This is a genomic window from Duganella sp. OV510 (assembly GCF_900100205.1).
Taxonomy (GTDB): domain Bacteria; phylum Pseudomonadota; class Gammaproteobacteria; order Burkholderiales; family Burkholderiaceae_D; genus Rugamonas.
On the sequence record NZ_FNEQ01000006.1, the window covers coordinates 43,639 to 59,979 of the forward strand.

A 16,341-nucleotide genomic window follows, 5' to 3' on the forward strand; every position below is an offset into this window, starting at 1 on the left:
TCGAATCTGCCTATGTTTGTGCAACATCCATTATTCCGGCCACTGGCCGCGCTGGCGATCCTGCTGCTGATTGACTTCATCATGATTCCCGGCTTCTTCCACCTGGAGATCAAGGATGGCCACCTGTACGGCAGCCTGATCGACATCGCCAACCGCGCCGCGCCGCTGATCCTGGCAGCCATCGGCATGACGCTGGTGATCGCCACACGCGGCATCGACATCTCGGTCGGCGCCACCGTCGCCATCAGCGGCACCGTCGCCGCGATGCTCATCGGCGGCACCATGGTCATGAATAACGGCACGCCCGAATACGTCGCCAATACGCCGATGTGGATCGCACTTGCCGTCGCCATGGGCGCGGCACTGCTGTGTGGCGCATGGAACGGCGCACTGGTCGCCGGCCTGGGCCTGCAACCGATCGTCGCTACGCTGATCCTGATGGTGGCGGGACGCGGCCTGGCGCAGCTGTTCACCGATGGCCAGATCATCACCGTCTACTACCAGCCGTTCTTCTTCATCGGCAGCGGCTATCTGCTTGGCCTGCCGTTCTCGCTGTACATCGTGGCGGCCGTGTTCATCGTCACGGCGCTGCTGTTGCGTAAAACGGCGCTCGGCCTGTTCATCCAGTCGGTCGGCATCAACCCGGTGGCGGCGCGCCTGGCCGGCCTGAAGACTGCAGTGCTGATCTTCTTCGTGTACGTGTTCTGCAGCGCCTGTGCCGGCGTGGCGGGATTAATGATCACCTCCAACATCAAGAGCGCGGACGCCAACAACGCCGGCCTGCTGCTGGAACTGGATGCCATCCTGGCCGTGACGCTGGGCGGCACCTCGCTGGCCGGCGGCAAATTCAGCCTGGCCGGCAGCGTGATCGGCGCGCTGATTATCCAGACACTGACCTACACCATCTACTCCCTCGGCCTGCCGCCGGAAATCAATATGGTGGTCAAATCGATCGTGGTGTTTGTCATCTGCGTCTCGCAGTCGGCTGAGTTCAAGAATATGTGGCGCCGTGCTTTCCCTGCGGCCCGCGGAGGTAAAGCATAATGAGCAGCATGAGCCTTCCAGCGCCGTCGTTCACGACGTCGCCATACTTTACGTCCCTGATTACCGTATTCCTGCTGGTGGTCCTGCTGGGCGCCGGCGGCGCAGCCTATCCCGGCTTCCTGTCGCTGCAGGTGATGTTCAATCTGTTGATCGACAACGCCTTCCTGCTGGTGATCGCGGTCGGCATGAGCTTCGTCATCCTGTCCGGCGGCATCGACCTGTCGGTTGGTTCGGTGCTGGCGCTGACCACCATGGTGTGCGCCTACATGCTGCAAACCTGGCACTGGAACCCGATCCTGGTGATTGCCATCGCGCTGGCCATCGGCACCGTGTTCGGCGCCGCGCAGGGCGCGTTGATCCATTATTTCAAACTGCAACCCTTCATCGTCACGCTGGCCGGCATGTTCCTGGCGCGCGGCCTGTGCTACCTGATCAGCATTAACTCGATCACCATCGAAGACCCGTTTTTCGTCACGATGTCGCAAACGCAGCTGCCGGTTGGCGACTGCTTCATCTCGCCGGGCGCGCTGATTGCGGTGGCGGTGCTGGCGGTCGCCATCTATGTTGCGCACTGCACGCCATTCGGCCGCGCCATCTACGCTGTCGGCGGCAATGAGCAATCGGCGCTGATGATGGGCCTGCGCGTAGCGCGTACCAAGGTGCTGATCTACGCCTTCAGCGGCTTGTGTGCTGCGCTGGCCGGCGTGCTGTTCTCGTTCTACATGCTGTCCGGTTACGGCCTGCACGCGCAGGGCACGGAGCTGGACGCCATTGCCGCCGTGGTGATCGGCGGCACGCTGCTCAGCGGCGGCTACGGCTACGTGGCTGGCGCACTGACCGGCGTACTGGTGCTGGGTTCCATTCAGACGTTGATCGCGTTTGATGGCACGCTCAGCTCCTGGTGGACCAAGATTGTCATCGGCGGTCTGCTGTTCATCTTCTGCGTAGTACAACGCGTCATGACGATGCGCGCAAATAAAAAATAATCAAGACGATATTTACACACTGGAGAGTACCTTGAAAAAAAGTCTGATGTTCGCTGCGGCGAGCCTGCTGGCTTGCGCCGCGCAAGCGGCCAACCCACTGTTCCCGAAACTGTTCACCGCCGATCCTGCGGCCTTTGTCGAGAATGGCACGGTCTACCTGTACGTCGGCCATGATCAGGCATCGCCGACCGACAAGGACTACGTCATGAAGGAATGGCGCATGTACTCCAGCTGCGACATGAAGAACTGGACCGATCGCGGTTCACCTCTCCAGCCGTCGGCCTTCAAATGGGCGATCGGCAAAGTGGACGCCTGGGCGGCCGACATCACCAAGCGTGACGGCAAATACTACTTCTACGCCACCGTGGACCACGCCAAGATTCCAGGCCGCGCCATCGGCGTTGCTGTATCGGACAAGCCGGAAGGCCCGTTCGTTGACGCGCGCGGCTCGGCACTGGTCACCAACGACATGACGCTGGAAGCGCCAATCGCCTGGGACGACATCGATCCGGGCGTGTTCATCGACGACGATGGCCAGGCTTACCTCTACTGGGGCAACACGGTGATGAAGTACGCCAAGCTGAAACCCAACATGATCGAATTCGATGGCCCGATCCACACCGTTGGCATGGACCGCTTCACTGAGGCGCCGTATCTGCACAAGCGCAAAGGCACCTACTACCTGTCGTACTCGCGCGACTTCCCGGAAGAGACGGCGTACTACACCGGTCCCAGTGCCACCGGCCCGTGGAAATTCCAGGGCGTGATCATGTCGAAGAACGAGAAGGTGAAAACCATCCACCAGGCCATCGTCGAATTCAACGGCAAGAACTACATCTTCTACCATAACGCCAAACTGCCGGGCGGCGGCGAGTATCGCCGTTCGGTGGCGGTGGAAGAGTTCAGCTATAACGCCGACGGCACCATTCCGTTCATCAAGCAGACCAAGGAAGGCCCGGCAGCCAATCCTAGTGCTGCATGCAAGTGATATCGGAAAAAACGATATTGTCCAATAATCAATATCGATCATGATATCATTAAAGTATGGATACTAACCCCAACTGGTTCCTGCGCGCGCGCCTGAAAACGCGCCAGCTGCTGCTGCTGATCGCGCTGGACGAACAACGCAACATCCACCGCGCCTCCGAGGAGCTGCACATGACGCAGCCCGCCGCGTCCAAGCAGCTGAAGGACCTGGAGGAGATGCTGGGCGTGCAGCTGTTCGACCGGCTGCCGCGCGGCATGGAACCGACCATCTACGGCGAGACGATGATACGCCATGCCCGCATGGCGCTGACCAGCCTCTCGCTGGCGCACGAGGATATCGTCGCCATCAAGGCTGGCCTGGCCGGGCAGGTGGACATCGGCACCATCATGACGCCGGGGATCGCGCTGCTGCCGCAGGCGATCACACGCACCAAGCAGCTGGCGCCCAAGCTGCGCATCGGCGTCGAAATGGAGCTGTCGAATGTGCTGCTGGAGCAGTTACAGCGCGGCCGCCTGGACTTCATGATCGGTCGCATTCCGGAGCGGGAAAGCGCGCAAGGCCTGAGCTATGAAGAACTTGGCGATGAGCCGGCGTGCGCGGTGGTGCGGGTCGGCCACCCGCTAATGAAGTCGAAGAGTCTGCAACTGCGCGATATCTCCAATCAGCCGTGGATACTGCCGCCGCAAGGCTCCATTTTGCGCGCGCGCTGCGAGCTGATGTTCCGCCGCGCTGGTCTGGAAGTGCCGGTCAACGTGGTCGACACCACGGCGGTGCTGCTGATTAAACCGCTGCTGCAGCAAACGGACGCGCTCAACGTCATGCCGATCGCGGTGGCCAAGTACTATGAATCGCAGGGTGTGCTGAACATCCTGCCGATCGAGCTGCCATGCCGCATGGATGCCTTCGGCATTATCACCGTCAATGGTCACATTTTATCGCCGGGCGCCGAGCTGCTGCTGAAATCCGTGCGCGAAGTGGCTCGCGAAATCTACTGACTACGCGGCCAGCGCACGGCGACTCGGTACGCTGGCTATCGTTGCGTGGCCGTGCCGCCGAACGACTCAAACGCTTCCAGCAGTATTCTGGCGCGGAAGGGCTTGAGGATGACGCGGTTGACATGGCGGTCGCGCAGTTCGCGCATCAGGTCTGCGGTGGCCTGGTCAACCATTACCGCGATGGGAATGGCCGCGTCGCTGGCTGACATGCCGTTGCGGACCTTGTCCAGCAGGGCGAGATTGTAGAAGCAGCCCGCCTCGGCACTGCAATCGATTGAAATCACCGCACCCTGGAACGCATGCTCGCGCAGCATGCGTTCGGCCGCCTTCACGGTGGCCGCCTCGTGGACGGTGCCGATGCCCAGCGAGCGCGCCGTCATCGAGACAGTTTTGCGCAGCAGCGGCTGTTCTTCCACCAGCAGCATGTTCAGGTTCTTCGAGGATGCGTCATGCATGAGGCGCCTCCACAGGGTTGGCCAGTTCTTCCAGTAGAAGGTCGCGCAGGGAGGTGAAGATGGCCATTTCGGTGGCGTCCAGCGTGCGCGGCTCGTGGTCGATAATGCACAGCGTGCCGATGACGAAGCCCGACGGCATGCGCAATGGCGCGCCGGCGTAAAAAATCACATGCGGAGGATTGACGACCAGCGGGTTGTCGGCAAAGCGCTCATCCGTGCGCGAATCCGGAATAATGAAGATATCCGGTTGCAGGATGGCGTGGCCGCAGAAGGAAATGTCACGGGTGGTTTCGCAGACGTCTACGCCGACGCGCGCTTTGAACCACTGGCGGTTTTCATCGAGCAGCGATATCAGTGCGATCGGCACATCAAACTCCTGCGCCGCAAACTCGACCACCCTGTCGAAGCGTTCTTCGGGCGGCGTATCCAGGATCAGCATTTCGCGCAGGACGGCGAGGCGCTCCTTGTCATACGGTGGAATCGGCGCAGCTAACATGGCGTGAGACGGCGCGGCGGCCGCGTAGTCGTGTTGTGCTTACTCTAACATTAACCGCCGCTGATGGCGCATTTCCGTGCGGTTGCGCGACAGATTGTTGACTCAGTCAGCAATCTGTCGCAAAATCGCATCGTCCTGATTGCCGGAGTGCGCATGTCTGTCCCTGCTTTTAACGACCGCGTTGCGGCCGTCCGTTCCTTCAACCGCTTTTTCACCCGCCAGATTGGCGTGCTGCGAGAAGGGCTGCTGCATAGCGAATTCACGCTGACTGAAATGCGCGTGCTGTACGAACTGGCGCACCATGGCGACCAGGCCATGGCCGTGTTGTGCCGTGATCTTGGGTTGGATCGTGGATACCTGAGCCGCATCGTCGCCAAGTTCGAAAACGCGGGCCTGGTTAGCAAAGTGCCGTCGGCCACCGACGGCCGCGCCAAGCTGCTGCACCTGACGGACCAGGGCCGCGCAGTGTATGAGCCGCTGGACCGCCGTTCACGCGACGAAGTGGGCGATATGCTGTCGCGCTTCGATGAAAACGACCAGTTGCGCATGCTGAAGGCCATGCACACCATCCGCGAACTGCTGGACGCGCAGAGCGGCATGAAGTACGCCCAGCCTTTCGTGCTGCGCGCACACCGCGTCGGCGACATGGAATGGATCACCCGCCGCCACGGCGAGCTATACGCCACCCAGCAGGGCTGGGACCGCAGCTTCGGAACGCTGGTCGGCCAGATCTGCGCCGATTTTGAACGCGACTTCGATCCGAAGCTGGAGCATTGCTGGATCGCGGAGATCAACGGACAGCAGGTTGGCTCGATTGCGCTGGCGCGCAGCGGCGAAGAAGGCGTGGCCAAATTACGCCTGCTGCTGGTGGAAGAACAGGCGCGCGGCCTGGGGCTGGGATCGCGGCTGGTGGACGAGTGCCACAAGTTTGCGCGTGCCGCAGGCTACCGCAAGATGCGCTTGTGGACCACGGACCAGCAACAGGAAGCGCGCCATATTTATCAGGCCAAAGGCTATCAGCTGGTGGCCCGCGAGCCGGTGCATGCCTTCGGCAAGGACATGGTCAACGAGACGTGGGAGCTGGATCTGTCATCAACTAGCTGATTGCCCGCGCCCCGGCTCTCTGGCACTATGGCCAACGAGATCTGTATAACAACGGGGATGCTATGCAAAAGAGCGGGGTGCTGGTCTGGTCGAAGCGGATACTGATTGCCGCAGTGGTGTTGCTGGTGCTGGCGATCGCCGCCGCCTGGCTGTATTTGCGTGGCAGCCTGGCACAGCTTGATGGCACGCACAAGGTGGCGGGCCTTGAAACCACGGCCAGCGTTGCGCGCGATGCGCATGGCGTGCCCGTCATCAGCGGCGGAAGCCGCACCGACGTGGCCTACGCCACCGGCTTTGTTCACGCGCAGGAACGCTACTTCCAGATGGACCTGTTGCGTCGCGTGCCGTCGGGCGAGTTGTCCGAACTGTTTGGCGAGCGTGCGCTGCAGGTCGACAAATCGCACCGCCTGCATCGCTTCCGCGCCCGGGCCGAGCTGGCGGTCAAGTCGCTGTCTGCGTCAGACCGCGCACTGCTGGAGCGCTACACCGCTGGCGTCAATGATGGCCTGAATGCGCTGGGCGCCAAGCCGTTTGAATATGCGCTGATCGGCCAGCCGCCGCGCGCTTGGTCGCCGGCCGACACGCTGCTGGTGGTGTGGGCCATGTACTTCGATTTGCAGGGTAACCTCGAATCGCGCGAACTGGCGCGTGGCTGGTTCCGCGACAATGCCAGCGAGGAGCAGCGCGCTTTCCTGTCGCCGGAATCGACGCCATGGGATGCGCCGCTGGACGCGCAAACCATCGCCAGCGGCGAGGTGGTGATTCCCGCTGCGCCGCCGGCATGGTGGGGCAAGCCGAAAGCAGCCGATGCGCCGGCGCCGGCCAAGGTGGCGCAGGCTGAATTCCTCAACACGGTTGGCAGCAATAACTGGGCGGTGGCGGGCAGCCGCAGCGACACCGGCGCCGCCATCATCGCCGACGACATGCACCTCGGGATACAACTGCCAGCGCTCTGGTATCGCGCCGCCTTGCAGTTCCCGGATGGGAAGGGTGGCCAGCGCCGCATGGTTGGCGTGACGCTGCCAGGCGCGCCGTTCGTCGTGGTGGGCAGTAACGGCCATGTGGCCTGGGGCTTCACCAACAGCTACGGTGATTATCTCGATTTCGTCGCGCTTGATGGCACGGAAAAGATTGAAGCGCATGAGGAAACCATCCTGGTCAAAGGCGCTTCGTCGGTCAAGCTGACGGTGCGCGAAACCTCGCTCGGCCCGATCCGCGAAGTGCAAGGGCGTGGTTATGCCGTGCATTGGGCAGCGCACTTGCCGGGCGCGGTCAATCTCAACATCGCGCATCTGGAACTGGCGGATACGCTGGACGAAGCGCTGGCGATCGCGCCTACGCTCGGCATACCGGCGCAGAATTTTGTTGGCGGCGACGACAAGGGCAACATTGGCTGGACCATCGCAGGTCCGCTGCCACGTCGCGCCGCGACCGGTGCGGTGTCCACCTATCCGCTCAAGCGGGATGATGCGGCCGGCTTGTGGCTGGGATGGCTGCCAGCGTCCGAGTATCCGAAAGTGGTGAATCCGGCCGCTGGCCACATTGCCACCGCCAACAGCCGCCAGTTGTCCGGCGCTGGCGCGGAACTGATCGGCGACGGCGGCTTTGACCTTGGCGCGCGCACGCATCAGGTGCGCGACAACCTGGCCGCACTGGGCGCAAAGACCGATGTGAAGAAGGTCTATGCCATCGGCCTGGATGACCGCGCGCTATTCCTCAGCGCATGGCGCGAGCGCGCCATTACCGCACTGGACGCCAAGGCCATTGCCAGCAACGTGCAACGCGCCGAGGCACTGGCGCTGCTGAAGGATAGCTGGAGCGGCAAAGCCAGCGTGGATTCGGTCGGCTACCGCATCACGCGCGGCTTCATGTACGCCATGTACGACATCATGTATGAAAACGCCAACGCGGAACTGGCGAAGATCGATCCCAAGGCGAGCATGGCCTCCGTCAGTTCGCGCTGGCCGGTGGTGCTGGCGCGCGTGCTGGACCAGCAGCCGGCGGGCTGGCTGCCAACGCAGTACAAGGACTGGCAGGCATTGCAGCTCGCTGCGCTGGACCGCGTGATTGCCGACCTGACCAAGGACGCCCAGCCGCTGAAGAACGCCACCTGGGGCCAGCGCAACACGGCGGCCAGCGCGCATCCGATGGCGCCGGCGATTCCGTTGCTGGGCAAGTACCTGAAAGTGGCGCCGGACATGCTGGCCGGCGACCAGCACATGCCGCGCGTCGCCGGACCCACTTTCGGCCAGTCGGAGCGCCTGACCGTTTCGCCGGGACGTGAAGAACAGGGCATCTTCAACATGCCGGGCGGGCAGAGCGGCCATCCGCTGTCGCCGTACTTTCTGGATGGCCGCGTTGACTGGGTTACCGGGCGGGAGTCGCCATTGCTGCCGGGACCTGCGCAGCATACGCTGACGTTTGTGAAGTAAGCGGCCCGAGTCCGAACAGTGGGCGCAGCACGGCGATGCGGCGCACCACTTCAAACACGCCGAAGCTGATGCCGAAGGTCAGTACGACCAGGAACACGCCTTCGATGCCGGGCGCCAGCTTCACCGGCTTGAGCCAGTGCGCCATGGTGACGATCAGCGTCTGGTGCAGGATGTAGACCGGGAACACGGCCTCGGTCAGGTAGCGGCGCTTGGCGTTGTCAAAGTTCAGGTGACGCCGGCCGAAGCCGCACACGGCCAGGATGGCGGTCCACTGGCAGACGCAGTACACGGCGCGCATCAGCAGCTTCCATTGCTGGACATCGGGCGTGTTGGCCAGCGCTTCCGGTATCGACCAATAAATGACGATCAGCGCCCAGCTGCACAGCCATAATCCAAGACTGGTCCAGCGGATTGCTTCGATGCGCGCCCAGAACTCGGTCTGCATCGCCAGCAGCGCACCCAAGGCGAATACGAAGAAGTATTGCGCATGGTTGTACCAGTCACCCGCCAGCGCGTGGGTGCTGGGGAAGTGCTCGACCAATGCATAGCGCGCCACCGCCAACACCGCGACTGGCAGGACAATGATGCGCCAACCCGTCAGCAGCCGGCCCAGCGTGGCGCCCACAGCATCGAAGCGCGCGCCCAGTAGCCAGAAGATCGCTCCGCCGATCATGGTATAGACCCACAAGTAGGCGACGAACCACAGGTGGTTCCAGGTTGGCATGCTGAGGCAGTCGTCGCCTCGGCAGAAGCCATGGTAAGCGGCGACGTAGCGCTGCATGAATTCAGCATAGCTGCCCTGATAGGCGATCTTTTCGACGATCTCGAAATAGGCCTGCGGCGGCACGATGACGAACATGCCGAATACCAGCGGCACCAGCAACCGCCAGCTGCGCTGCCGCAGCAACGCGCCGATGCGCATCTTTTTCAGCATGAAAGCGGTGGCCACACCGGAAATCATGAACAGCAGCGCCAGGCGCCATGGCGAGGACAAAATCATCAGCGGCTCGATGGCGTCGCTGGCGTAGGGACTTTTCACGTGCCAGTCCCAGGTCACGTAGTACATGCCGGTGTGATAGAGGATCAACAGGCAGAAGGCGAGGATGCGTATCCAGTCGAAGAAATACAGGCGTTGGTGATTCATTTCTGGCTCCTTTTGTATGAAGCCAGATTAAGCGGGCGACTTGCCAGCGTCCATCGGCGTGGGGCGAAATGGGCGCCGTGTGGGGCGAGCCGGAATTATTCGCCCGGCGGCGGTTCCCAGAGTTCGACCTTGTTCCCCTCGGGATCGATGACCCAGCCGAATTTGCCGAATTCGCCGTCCTCGGTCTTTTCCAGCACCTGGCAGCCTTCGTCGCGCAAGGCTTGCAGCAGCGCGGCCAGGTCATGCACGCGGTAGTTGATCATGAACGACGCGCTGCTCGGCGCGAAGTGGTCGCCGCCAGCCTCGCTGACCGACCAGATGGTCGTGCCAGGCTCGGTGAACGCGGCGCCGCCCCATGGCAGCACATCGACACCCAGGTGTTTCTGATACCAGGCGCGCAACGCTGCCGGGTCTTGCGCGTGGAAGAATATGCCGCCGATGCCAGTCACTCGTTTCATGATTGTCTCCGCAAGTTGGAGCCTTAGATTATCACGCCGGGCGCGGGAACGCCGCAATGACCTCGGCGCGGTATTGGCGGCTTAGCGGCACGCGTGTACCGCCTTGCAGCAGCAGTTCGCCGTCGCCCTTGTCGTGGTTGACGATGCTGGCGATCCAGTCCAGCTGCACGGCGGCGCGGCGGTGGCATCGGATGAAGCGCGGGCCGAGCTTTTCGAGCAGGCCGGCCAGCGTCTGGCGCATCAGCGGCTCGCCGTCGGCTGTGTGCAGGATGACGTAGTTGTCGGCCGTTTCTATCCACTGGATCTGCTCGACCTTGACGATGCGCATGCTGCCGCGTTCAGGGATCAGCAATTGCGCAACGTTCGGCAGCACGGACGCTGCCGGACGTTGCGCAGCGAGGCGTTCGCGTGCGCGTTGCAGCGCGCGCTGCAAGCGTGACTGGTCGTAAGGCTTGAGCAGGTAGTCGATGGCGTTGGCGTCGAAGGCGCGAATCGCGTACTCGTCGAAGGCGGTGACGAACACCACCAGCGGCGCCGGCGCCGGCAGCGAGGCGGCGACATCCAGGCCGGTAATCTCAGGCATCTGGATGTCGAGCAGCAGCAGGTCGGGGGCGAACGATGGCAGCAGTTCCAGCGCCTCAACGCCATCGCGCGCTTCTTCGATAGCGCTGATGTCCGGTTCTGCCGACAGCATGCGGCGCAGCTTGTCGCGCGCCGGGCGCTCGTCATCGACGATCAGGACGCGCATGGCAACCTCACTTCTGCGCGCACGCCCGCCGGCGACAGGGCGACCAGTTCGAACGCGGCGCGGCCGCCATACAGCGCATCCAGCCGCTCGCGAAGGTTTCGCACGCCGATGCCGCCGCAGGCCGTGCCGGTGGTCGGCAGCGCACCTGCATCGTCTTCAAGCCGCAGCACCAGTTCATGGCCGGCGCGCTGCGCGGTGATGCTGATGGCGGTGGGCTGACGGCGCTTTTCCACGGTATGCTTGAAGATGTTCTCCAATAGCGGCTGCATGCTCATCACCGGCACCGGACAAGCCTTTAGTGCATCGTCGATGTGCCAGCTGATGGTGACGCGGTCGGAGAAGCGTTCGGCCATCAGTGCGGCATAGCCGCGCAGGATGCGCAGTTCGGTTTCCAGCGGCACCAGGTGGCGTTCGCCGACGTCCAGAGTGGCGCGTAGCACGTCGGACAGCTGCACCAGCATGGCGTCCGCGCGCTGCACGTCGCTGTACATCAGCGATGAAATGGTGTTGAGTGCATTGAACAGGAAGTGCGGCTGCATCTGCTGGCTGAGGCGCAGCAGTTGCGCCTCGCGCAGCGATGCGTTGGCGCGTTCGACGCGCAGCTTCTCTTCCAGCATGGCGTGGAAGGACAGTACTCCAAAAGTAATCGTGGCAAAGATGCAGAAGAACACCGTCATCTTGATGTCTTCGTACAGATAGATGGAGGCCCAGCCGCCGTGCGGATAGCGCTCGCCTGCCAGCGCGTACACCGCGTGGCGCATGCCAAAGGCCAGTGGCACAAACGCCACCCAGTACACCGGCAGCCACACCAGTTGCCGGGCGAACCAGCGCAGCGGTGAATGCAAGAGATGATCGTGCTTGCGCGTGTAGCGGCGCTGCGCCAGCAGCAGCAAGGTGCCGGTCAGCGCCGATGAGGATTCCCATAAGATCGGCTTCCACACGCCGTGATCGTGATCGCGCAGGTATTCCTGGACTGAGGTGGTAATCATCAGCGTCCAGAATAATACCCAGGCGATCGCGATAACGGTGCGGGTTCTTTGCATGGCTCAGCGGTAGCGTGCTTCCATCAAATCGATTTCGCGTACCAGCTTGCGCGAGATTTCATCGGAGATGTGATCGTGCCGCGCCAGGTCAAATACCGTGCGGCGTTCGGCCGCCAGCGCCGCCAGGCGCAGTTCCTTCTCGGCGGAGTCGGTCTTGCGCCAGGCTTGTTCGCTTTCCGGATCGACTTCCTTCAGCTTGTGCTCATAGAAGGCGATCACGCGCGCTGCCGCCTGCGGATACACCTCGGGATCGATACAGGCATCCGACTCCATCAGCTCCACCTGGGTTTTCTCGATCGCCGAGATGGCGGCGTTGGCGGCGGCACGGCGCGCCAGATCCTCTTCCTGCTGTTCTTCCGGTTCGGCCGGGAAGGTCATGCCGGCCAGCAGGCGAGGCAGGGCGATGCTGGCGATCAGCAGTGACAGCAGGATCACCGAGCAGGCCAGGAAAATGGTCAGCGCGCGCGCCGGGAATGGCGAGCCATCCGGCAGTGCCAGCGGCAACGTCAGCACACCAGCCAGCGTAATGGTGCCGCGCGCACCGGCCAGCGTGGTGGCCATCAGCAGGCGCGGATTGATCTTGTGGCGCGGCTGGTGGCGGTACTTCTGCTTGAAGATGGTCAGGCGCAGCGAGGCCCACACCCACACAAAGCGCAGCGCCAGCAGGCCGGCGGTGATGGCCACGGCGTACACCAGCAGCCACCAGCGGTTCATATGGCCGCTTTCTTCCAGCGAGGTGCCGGCGAGGCGGAAGATCTCCGGCAACTGTTCGCCGAGCAGCACGAACATCACGCCGTTAAGCGAGAACTGCACCGTGTCCCACACGGCCGAACGCTGGATGCGGGTGGCCGCCATTGCGTGGCCGCTCAGTTCCACGTAGCTCATGGTGATGCCTGCCGCCACCGCCGCCAGGATGCCGGAGGCGTGCAGACGCTCGGCCACCAGATAGGCGCCGAAAGGGATCAGCAGGTTGACCAGGATGGGCGAACCGGGTGGTTCGCCGAAGTGGCGCGTCAGCCAGCGCTGCACCCAGGTGATCAGCATGGTAACGCCGACGCCGGCGGCAATGCCGCCGATCACCACCCAGACGAAGGTCAGGGCGGCGCTTTGCAGCGAGAAGGCGCCGGTCATGGCGGCTGCCACGGCGAAGCGGAAGCACACCAGGCCGGAGGCGTCATTCAGCAGCGATTCGCCTTCCAGGATGTGCATCAGCCGCTTGGGGATCGGCGAACTGGCGGCGATCGAGCTGACCGCAATCGGGTCGGTCGGCGAGACGATGGCGGCCAGCGCGAACGCCACCGCCAGCGGCATGGTCGGTATCATCCAATGAATCAGGAAGCCGGCGCCGATCACGGTGAACACTACCAGGCCGAGCGCCAGTTCAAGTATCGTGCCCTTGTCGCGCAGCAGGCCGCTTTTCGGGATACGCCAGCCGTCGAGAAACAGCAGCGGCGGCAGAAACACCAGGAAGAATAATTCCGGGTCCAGGTCCACGCCATGCGTAGATTTGGCGGCGATCAGCGCGCCCAGGCCGATCTGTACCAGTGGCAGCGGTATCGAACCGGGCAGCACCTTGCGCAGGTAAGCGCTGGCGACGACCGCCAGCAACATGATCAGCACGACTTCTATTGAATCCATTCCCTTCCTTTTCCTACGTAAATACTAAAACGGACTAAGCTTACACTATTGGAAGTTCGGTAAGAAGTTGGGCCACAGCACTAGCGGAATGGAAATCTTTCTGGCATAATGCATGCCTTCTGCGGGAGTAGCTCAGTTGGTAGAGCGCAACCTTGCCAAGGTTGAGGTCGAGAGTTCGAGACTCTTCTCCCGCTCCAGAATTCAGTAGCATATGCGTAGTACCTAAAAGGAAGCCCAAGGGCTTCCTTTTTTGTTGTTTATCGTTCTCCAACACAACATCTTCCCGTTGCAAACGTTATACTAGGTGAGGACCACCGAAGGAGACGAATCCATGAAATCTGTGCAACAGGAAGTTGATGAGCGTAGCAACCTGACCAACTCCAACAAATTCGAACTCCTCCTGTTCCGTCTCGGCGGCGACGCCAATGGCGAACATTCTGAGTTGTTCGGTATTAACGTCTTCAAAATCCGCGAAATCGTTGCAATGCCCGAAGTAACTGCTGTGGCCGGGTCCCCGCCACACATGTTGGGTGTTGTGAATCTTCGCGGGCAAATCATCACGGTGCTGGATTTGCCAGGCATTGTCGGTGTGACCCCAAAAACTGGTCTGAATATTATGCTGGTCACTGAATTCGCCCGCACCACGCAAGCGTTCGCGGTCGAGTCAGTGGAGGAAATCGTGCGCCTGGACTGGAGCCAGGTGCTGACTGCCGAAGGTACTGCCGGCGGCAAAGTCACCAGTATCGCCCGCGTGGATGGCGACGTGCAGAACACCCGCCTGGCGCAGGTACTGGACGTGGAAACCATCTTGCGCGAGCTGGTGCCGCCGGAAGGCAAGGATGTCGATCCCGAAACCATTGGACCGAAAGTGCTGCTGAAACCGGGCGCTGTGATCCTTGCCGCCGACGATTCGGTCGTCGCGCGCAACCTGATTGAAAAAGGCCTGGAAGCAATGGGCGTTCACTTCATCATGACCAAGTCGGGCAAGGAGGCATGGGATCGCCTGCAAGCCATCGCCGAAGGCGCAAAAGCCGAAGGCGTCAGCATCGGCGACCGTGTCGCCATGGTGCTGACCGACCTGGAAATGCCGGAGATGGATGGCTTTACGCTGACCCGCCTGATCAAGCAGGACGCCCGCTTTGGCAAGATCCCTGTGGTGATTCACTCTTCGCTGTCTGGCAAGACCAACGAAGACCACGTCAAGGGTGTTGGCGCGGATGCGTATGTGGCCAAGTTCTCTGCCGAGGACCTGGCTGGCACCATCCGCACCGTGCTGGGCAAGGCAGCTGCCGCGTAAGCAAAGAAACAAGGTAGTATGAAGGGCCACGACGGCAACGTCGTGGCCCTTTTTACTTTCACGAAAGGATATACCGTGGCAGCCAAGAAAATTCTGTTCCTGACGGGCGACTTTGCGGAAGATTATGAAACCATGGTGCCGTTCCAGGCGCTGCTGGCGGTCGGCCACATCGTGCACGCCGTGTGCCCGGACAAGCAGGCCGGCGACACCATCAAGACCGCCATCCATGATTTTGAAGGTGACCAGACCTACACTGAAAAGCCCGGCCACCGCTTCACGCTGAACGCCAGCTTTGCCGACGCCGAGGTCGGCAACTACGATGCGCTGGCGATTGCCGGCGGCCGCGCGCCGGAATACCTGCGCCTGAATCCGCGCGTGATCGAACTGGTGCAGCAGTTCGCCGCCGCCAACAAGCCGATCGCGGCGATCTGCCATGGCGCGCAATTGCTGGCCGCCGCCGAGGTCATCCGTGGCAAGACCATCTCCTGCTATCCGGCCTGCTCGCCGGAAGTAAAACTGGCTGGCGCCAGCTATGCCGACATTCCGGTCGACCAGGCGGTCACCGACGGCATCTTTGTCACCGCGCCGGCGTGGCCGGCGCATCCCGCGTGGATCGCCCAGTTCCTGCAGAAGCTGGGCACCGAGATCAAACTTTAGCCAGATTCGCCGCGTGGAAGCGCAGATGGTCTTCCACGAAAGTCTGAATGAAGTAGTAGCCATGGTCGTAGCCTGCATGCCGGCGCAGCGTCAGCGGCTGTGCCGCAGCCGCGCATGCCGCCTCGAATGCCTCCGGATACAGCTGCTCGGCGAGGAACTTGTCGCCCAGTCCCTGGTCGATCAGGATGCCGGCCGGGAAGGGCGCCTTGACTTGCGCCATCAGCAAACTGGCGTCATACTGCGCCCACGCGCCCGTGTCCTCACCCAGATAACCGGTGAAGGCTTTCTTGCCCCAGGGGCATTGCGATGGCGCGGCAATCGGCGCAAACGCGGACACCGACTTGAACACGTCGGGACGCTTCAGCGCCATCGTTAATGCGCCATGGCCGCCCATCGAGTGGCCAAATACGCCGATGCGTTGCGCATCGACCGGCAGTTCCTGCCCCACCAGCTCACGCAGCTCATGAATATAGCTGTACATGCGATAGTGCCCGGCCCACTTCGCCTGCGTGGCATCAACATAGAAACCGGCGCCGACGCCGAAGTCCCAGCTCTCGCTTTCGCCATCCACATTGGCGCCGCGCGGGCTGGTATCCGGAGCGATCAGCATCAGGCCGAGTTCCGCCGCAACGCGCTGCGCACCGGCCTTGATCATGAAAGTCTCTTCGGTGCAGGTCAGGCCGGCAAGATAGAACAGGGCAGGCACCGGGCCGTGCTGCGCCTGCGGTGGAATGAAGACGGAGAAATGCATCGGTAAGCCGATCTCGCGCGATTCGTGGCGGTAAAAACGTTGAACGCCGCCGAAGCAAGCATGTTCGTTCACAATTTCGAGCATTAAATGTTTCCTTAAGTTCCC

16 protein-coding genes and 1 tRNA gene are annotated in these 16,341 nt (G+C 62.1%); 9 read left to right on the forward strand and 8 right to left on the reverse strand.

Translation table 11 applies throughout. The features are described from left to right. Positions 1-12 precede the first annotated feature (12 nt). From BLS51_RS16675 to BLS51_RS16690, 4 genes are read left to right on the forward strand one after another with little or no spacing between them, the layout of a single operon-like run. Positions 13-1,044 (forward strand): ABC transporter permease, encoded by a 1,032-nt coding sequence (locus tag BLS51_RS16675; RefSeq protein WP_090185905.1) that lies wholly within the window; start codon positions 13-15, stop codon positions 1,042-1,044. An 8-nt stretch (positions 1,045-1,052) separates the two neighbouring features. Further along, on the forward strand, positions 1,053-2,030 hold the full coding sequence (gene yjfF, locus BLS51_RS16680) for a galactofuranose ABC transporter, permease protein YjfF (protein WP_373994332.1): 978 nt from the start codon (positions 1,053-1,055) through the stop codon (positions 2,028-2,030). 46 nt (positions 2,031-2,076) lie between these two features. Next, positions 2,077-3,018 (forward strand): glycoside hydrolase family 43 protein, encoded by a 942-nt coding sequence (locus BLS51_RS16685; RefSeq protein WP_090184818.1) that lies wholly within the window; start codon positions 2,077-2,079, stop codon positions 3,016-3,018. A 56-nt stretch (positions 3,019-3,074) separates the two neighbouring features. After that, positions 3,075-4,013 carry a LysR family transcriptional regulator gene (locus BLS51_RS16690; protein WP_090184821.1) on the forward strand — a complete coding sequence of 313 codons (939 nt, stop codon included), beginning with the start codon at positions 3,075-3,077 and terminating at the stop codon, positions 4,011-4,013. A 35-nt stretch (positions 4,014-4,048) separates the two neighbouring features. On the opposite strand, the gene BLS51_RS16695 is transcribed toward BLS51_RS16690, so the two are convergent. Beyond that, positions 4,049-4,468: a DNA-binding transcriptional response regulator gene (locus tag BLS51_RS16695; RefSeq protein ID WP_090184824.1), complete on the reverse strand. Its 420-nt coding sequence runs from the start codon at positions 4,466-4,468 to the stop codon at positions 4,049-4,051. Next, entirely contained in the window at positions 4,461-4,964 is a 504-nt protein-coding gene (locus BLS51_RS16700; RefSeq protein WP_090184826.1) for a GAF domain-containing protein, read from the reverse strand. Before BLS51_RS16700 ends, BLS51_RS16695 begins: the two co-directional genes overlap by 8 nt. A gap of 153 nt (positions 4,965-5,117) precedes the next feature. Between BLS51_RS16700 and BLS51_RS16705 the strand changes: the two genes are divergently transcribed. Together BLS51_RS16705 and BLS51_RS16710 are read left to right on the forward strand one after the other, a co-directional pair. After that, positions 5,118-6,068 carry a bifunctional helix-turn-helix transcriptional regulator/GNAT family N-acetyltransferase gene (locus BLS51_RS16705; RefSeq protein WP_090185908.1) on the forward strand — a complete coding sequence of 317 codons (951 nt, stop codon included), beginning with the start codon at positions 5,118-5,120 and terminating at the stop codon, positions 6,066-6,068. 62 nt (positions 6,069-6,130) lie between these two features. Next, a complete protein-coding gene (locus BLS51_RS16710) occupies positions 6,131-8,500 on the forward strand; it encodes a penicillin acylase family protein (RefSeq protein ID WP_090184829.1) in 2,370 nt (789 codons plus the stop codon). On the opposite strand, the gene BLS51_RS16715 is transcribed toward BLS51_RS16710, so the two are convergent. The 5 genes from BLS51_RS16715 to BLS51_RS16735 all read right to left on the reverse strand — a co-directional run bounded on the left by BLS51_RS16715 (position 8,436) and on the right by BLS51_RS16735 (position 13,531). Further along, positions 8,436-9,644 (reverse strand): acyltransferase family protein, encoded by a 1,209-nt coding sequence (locus BLS51_RS16715; RefSeq protein WP_090184833.1) that lies wholly within the window; start codon positions 9,642-9,644, stop codon positions 8,436-8,438. The genes BLS51_RS16710 and BLS51_RS16715 overlap by 65 nt on opposite strands. A 95-nt stretch (positions 9,645-9,739) precedes the next feature. Continuing rightward, the gene (locus BLS51_RS16720; RefSeq protein WP_090184838.1) at positions 9,740-10,102 is read right to left on the reverse strand and encodes a VOC family protein; all 363 of its coding nucleotides are present in this window, start codon (positions 10,100-10,102) and stop codon (positions 9,740-9,742) included. Positions 10,103-10,133: 31 nt separating this feature from the next. After that, a complete protein-coding gene (locus BLS51_RS16725; protein WP_090184842.1) occupies positions 10,134-10,850 on the reverse strand; it encodes a LytR/AlgR family response regulator transcription factor in 717 nt (238 codons plus the stop codon). Then, positions 10,838-11,893 carry a sensor histidine kinase gene (locus BLS51_RS16730; RefSeq protein WP_090184845.1) on the reverse strand — a complete coding sequence of 352 codons (1,056 nt, stop codon included), beginning with the start codon at positions 11,891-11,893 and terminating at the stop codon, positions 10,838-10,840. The genes BLS51_RS16725 and BLS51_RS16730 overlap by 13 nt, the downstream gene beginning before the upstream one ends. 3 nt (positions 11,894-11,896) lie before the next feature. Beyond that, on the reverse strand, positions 11,897-13,531 hold the full coding sequence (locus tag BLS51_RS16735) for a Na+/H+ antiporter (protein WP_090184847.1): 1,635 nt from the start codon (positions 13,529-13,531) through the stop codon (positions 11,897-11,899). 121 nt (positions 13,532-13,652) lie between these two features. Here BLS51_RS16735 and BLS51_RS16740 point away from each other — a divergent pair. The 3 genes from BLS51_RS16740 to BLS51_RS16750 all read left to right on the forward strand — a co-directional run bounded on the left by BLS51_RS16740 (position 13,653) and on the right by BLS51_RS16750 (position 15,485). Then, positions 13,653-13,728, forward strand: a tRNA-Gly gene (locus BLS51_RS16740). Positions 13,729-13,862: 134 nt separating this feature from the next. Next, positions 13,863-14,828 carry a chemotaxis protein gene (locus BLS51_RS16745; protein WP_090184849.1) on the forward strand — a complete coding sequence of 322 codons (966 nt, stop codon included), beginning with the start codon at positions 13,863-13,865 and terminating at the stop codon, positions 14,826-14,828. Positions 14,829-14,903: 75 nt separating this feature from the next. Then, positions 14,904-15,485 carry a DJ-1/PfpI family protein gene (locus tag BLS51_RS16750; protein WP_090185911.1) on the forward strand — a complete coding sequence of 194 codons (582 nt, stop codon included), beginning with the start codon at positions 14,904-14,906 and terminating at the stop codon, positions 15,483-15,485. On the opposite strand, the gene fghA is transcribed toward BLS51_RS16750, so the two are convergent. Beyond that, entirely contained in the window at positions 15,475-16,320 is an 846-nt protein-coding gene (gene fghA / locus BLS51_RS16755; RefSeq protein ID WP_090184851.1) for an S-formylglutathione hydrolase, read from the reverse strand. The two genes, BLS51_RS16750 and fghA, sit on opposite strands and share 11 nt — an antisense overlap. Positions 16,321-16,341: the final 21 nt, after the last annotated feature.

Excerpts from the sequence above, each read along its gene's own strand:
- BLS51_RS16695 (WP_090184824.1), bottom strand. The coding sequence starts at position 4,468 with ATGCATGACGCATCCTCGAAGAACCTGAACATGCTGCTGGTGGAAGAA.
- BLS51_RS16685 (WP_090184818.1), top strand. The coding sequence starts at position 2,077 with ATGTTCGCTGCGGCGAGCCTGCTGGCTTGCGCCGCGCAAGCGGCCAAC.
- yjfF (WP_373994332.1), top strand. The coding sequence starts at position 1,053 with ATGAGCCTTCCAGCGCCGTCGTTCACGACGTCGCCATACTTTACGTCC.
- BLS51_RS16745 (WP_090184849.1), top strand. The coding sequence starts at position 13,863 with ATGAAATCTGTGCAACAGGAAGTTGATGAGCGTAGCAACCTGACCAAC.
- fghA (WP_090184851.1), bottom strand. The coding sequence starts at position 16,320 with ATGCTCGAAATTGTGAACGAACATGCTTGCTTCGGCGGCGTTCAACGT.
- BLS51_RS16705 (WP_090185908.1), top strand. The coding sequence starts at position 5,118 with ATGTCTGTCCCTGCTTTTAACGACCGCGTTGCGGCCGTCCGTTCCTTC.
- BLS51_RS16675 (WP_090185905.1), top strand. The coding sequence starts at position 13 with ATGTTTGTGCAACATCCATTATTCCGGCCACTGGCCGCGCTGGCGATC.
- BLS51_RS16720 (WP_090184838.1), bottom strand. The coding sequence starts at position 10,102 with ATGAAACGAGTGACTGGCATCGGCGGCATATTCTTCCACGCGCAAGAC.
- BLS51_RS16725 (WP_090184842.1), bottom strand. The coding sequence starts at position 10,850 with ATGCGCGTCCTGATCGTCGATGACGAGCGCCCGGCGCGCGACAAGCTG.
- BLS51_RS16700 (WP_090184826.1), bottom strand. The coding sequence starts at position 4,964 with ATGTTAGCTGCGCCGATTCCACCGTATGACAAGGAGCGCCTCGCCGTC.
- BLS51_RS16715 (WP_090184833.1), bottom strand. The coding sequence starts at position 9,644 with ATGAATCACCAACGCCTGTATTTCTTCGACTGGATACGCATCCTCGCC.
- BLS51_RS16730 (WP_090184845.1), bottom strand. The coding sequence starts at position 11,893 with ATGCAAAGAACCCGCACCGTTATCGCGATCGCCTGGGTATTATTCTGG.
- BLS51_RS16710 (WP_090184829.1), top strand. The coding sequence starts at position 6,131 with ATGCAAAAGAGCGGGGTGCTGGTCTGGTCGAAGCGGATACTGATTGCC.
- BLS51_RS16690 (WP_090184821.1), top strand. The coding sequence starts at position 3,075 with ATGGATACTAACCCCAACTGGTTCCTGCGCGCGCGCCTGAAAACGCGC.
- BLS51_RS16735 (WP_090184847.1), bottom strand. The coding sequence starts at position 13,531 with ATGGATTCAATAGAAGTCGTGCTGATCATGTTGCTGGCGGTCGTCGCC.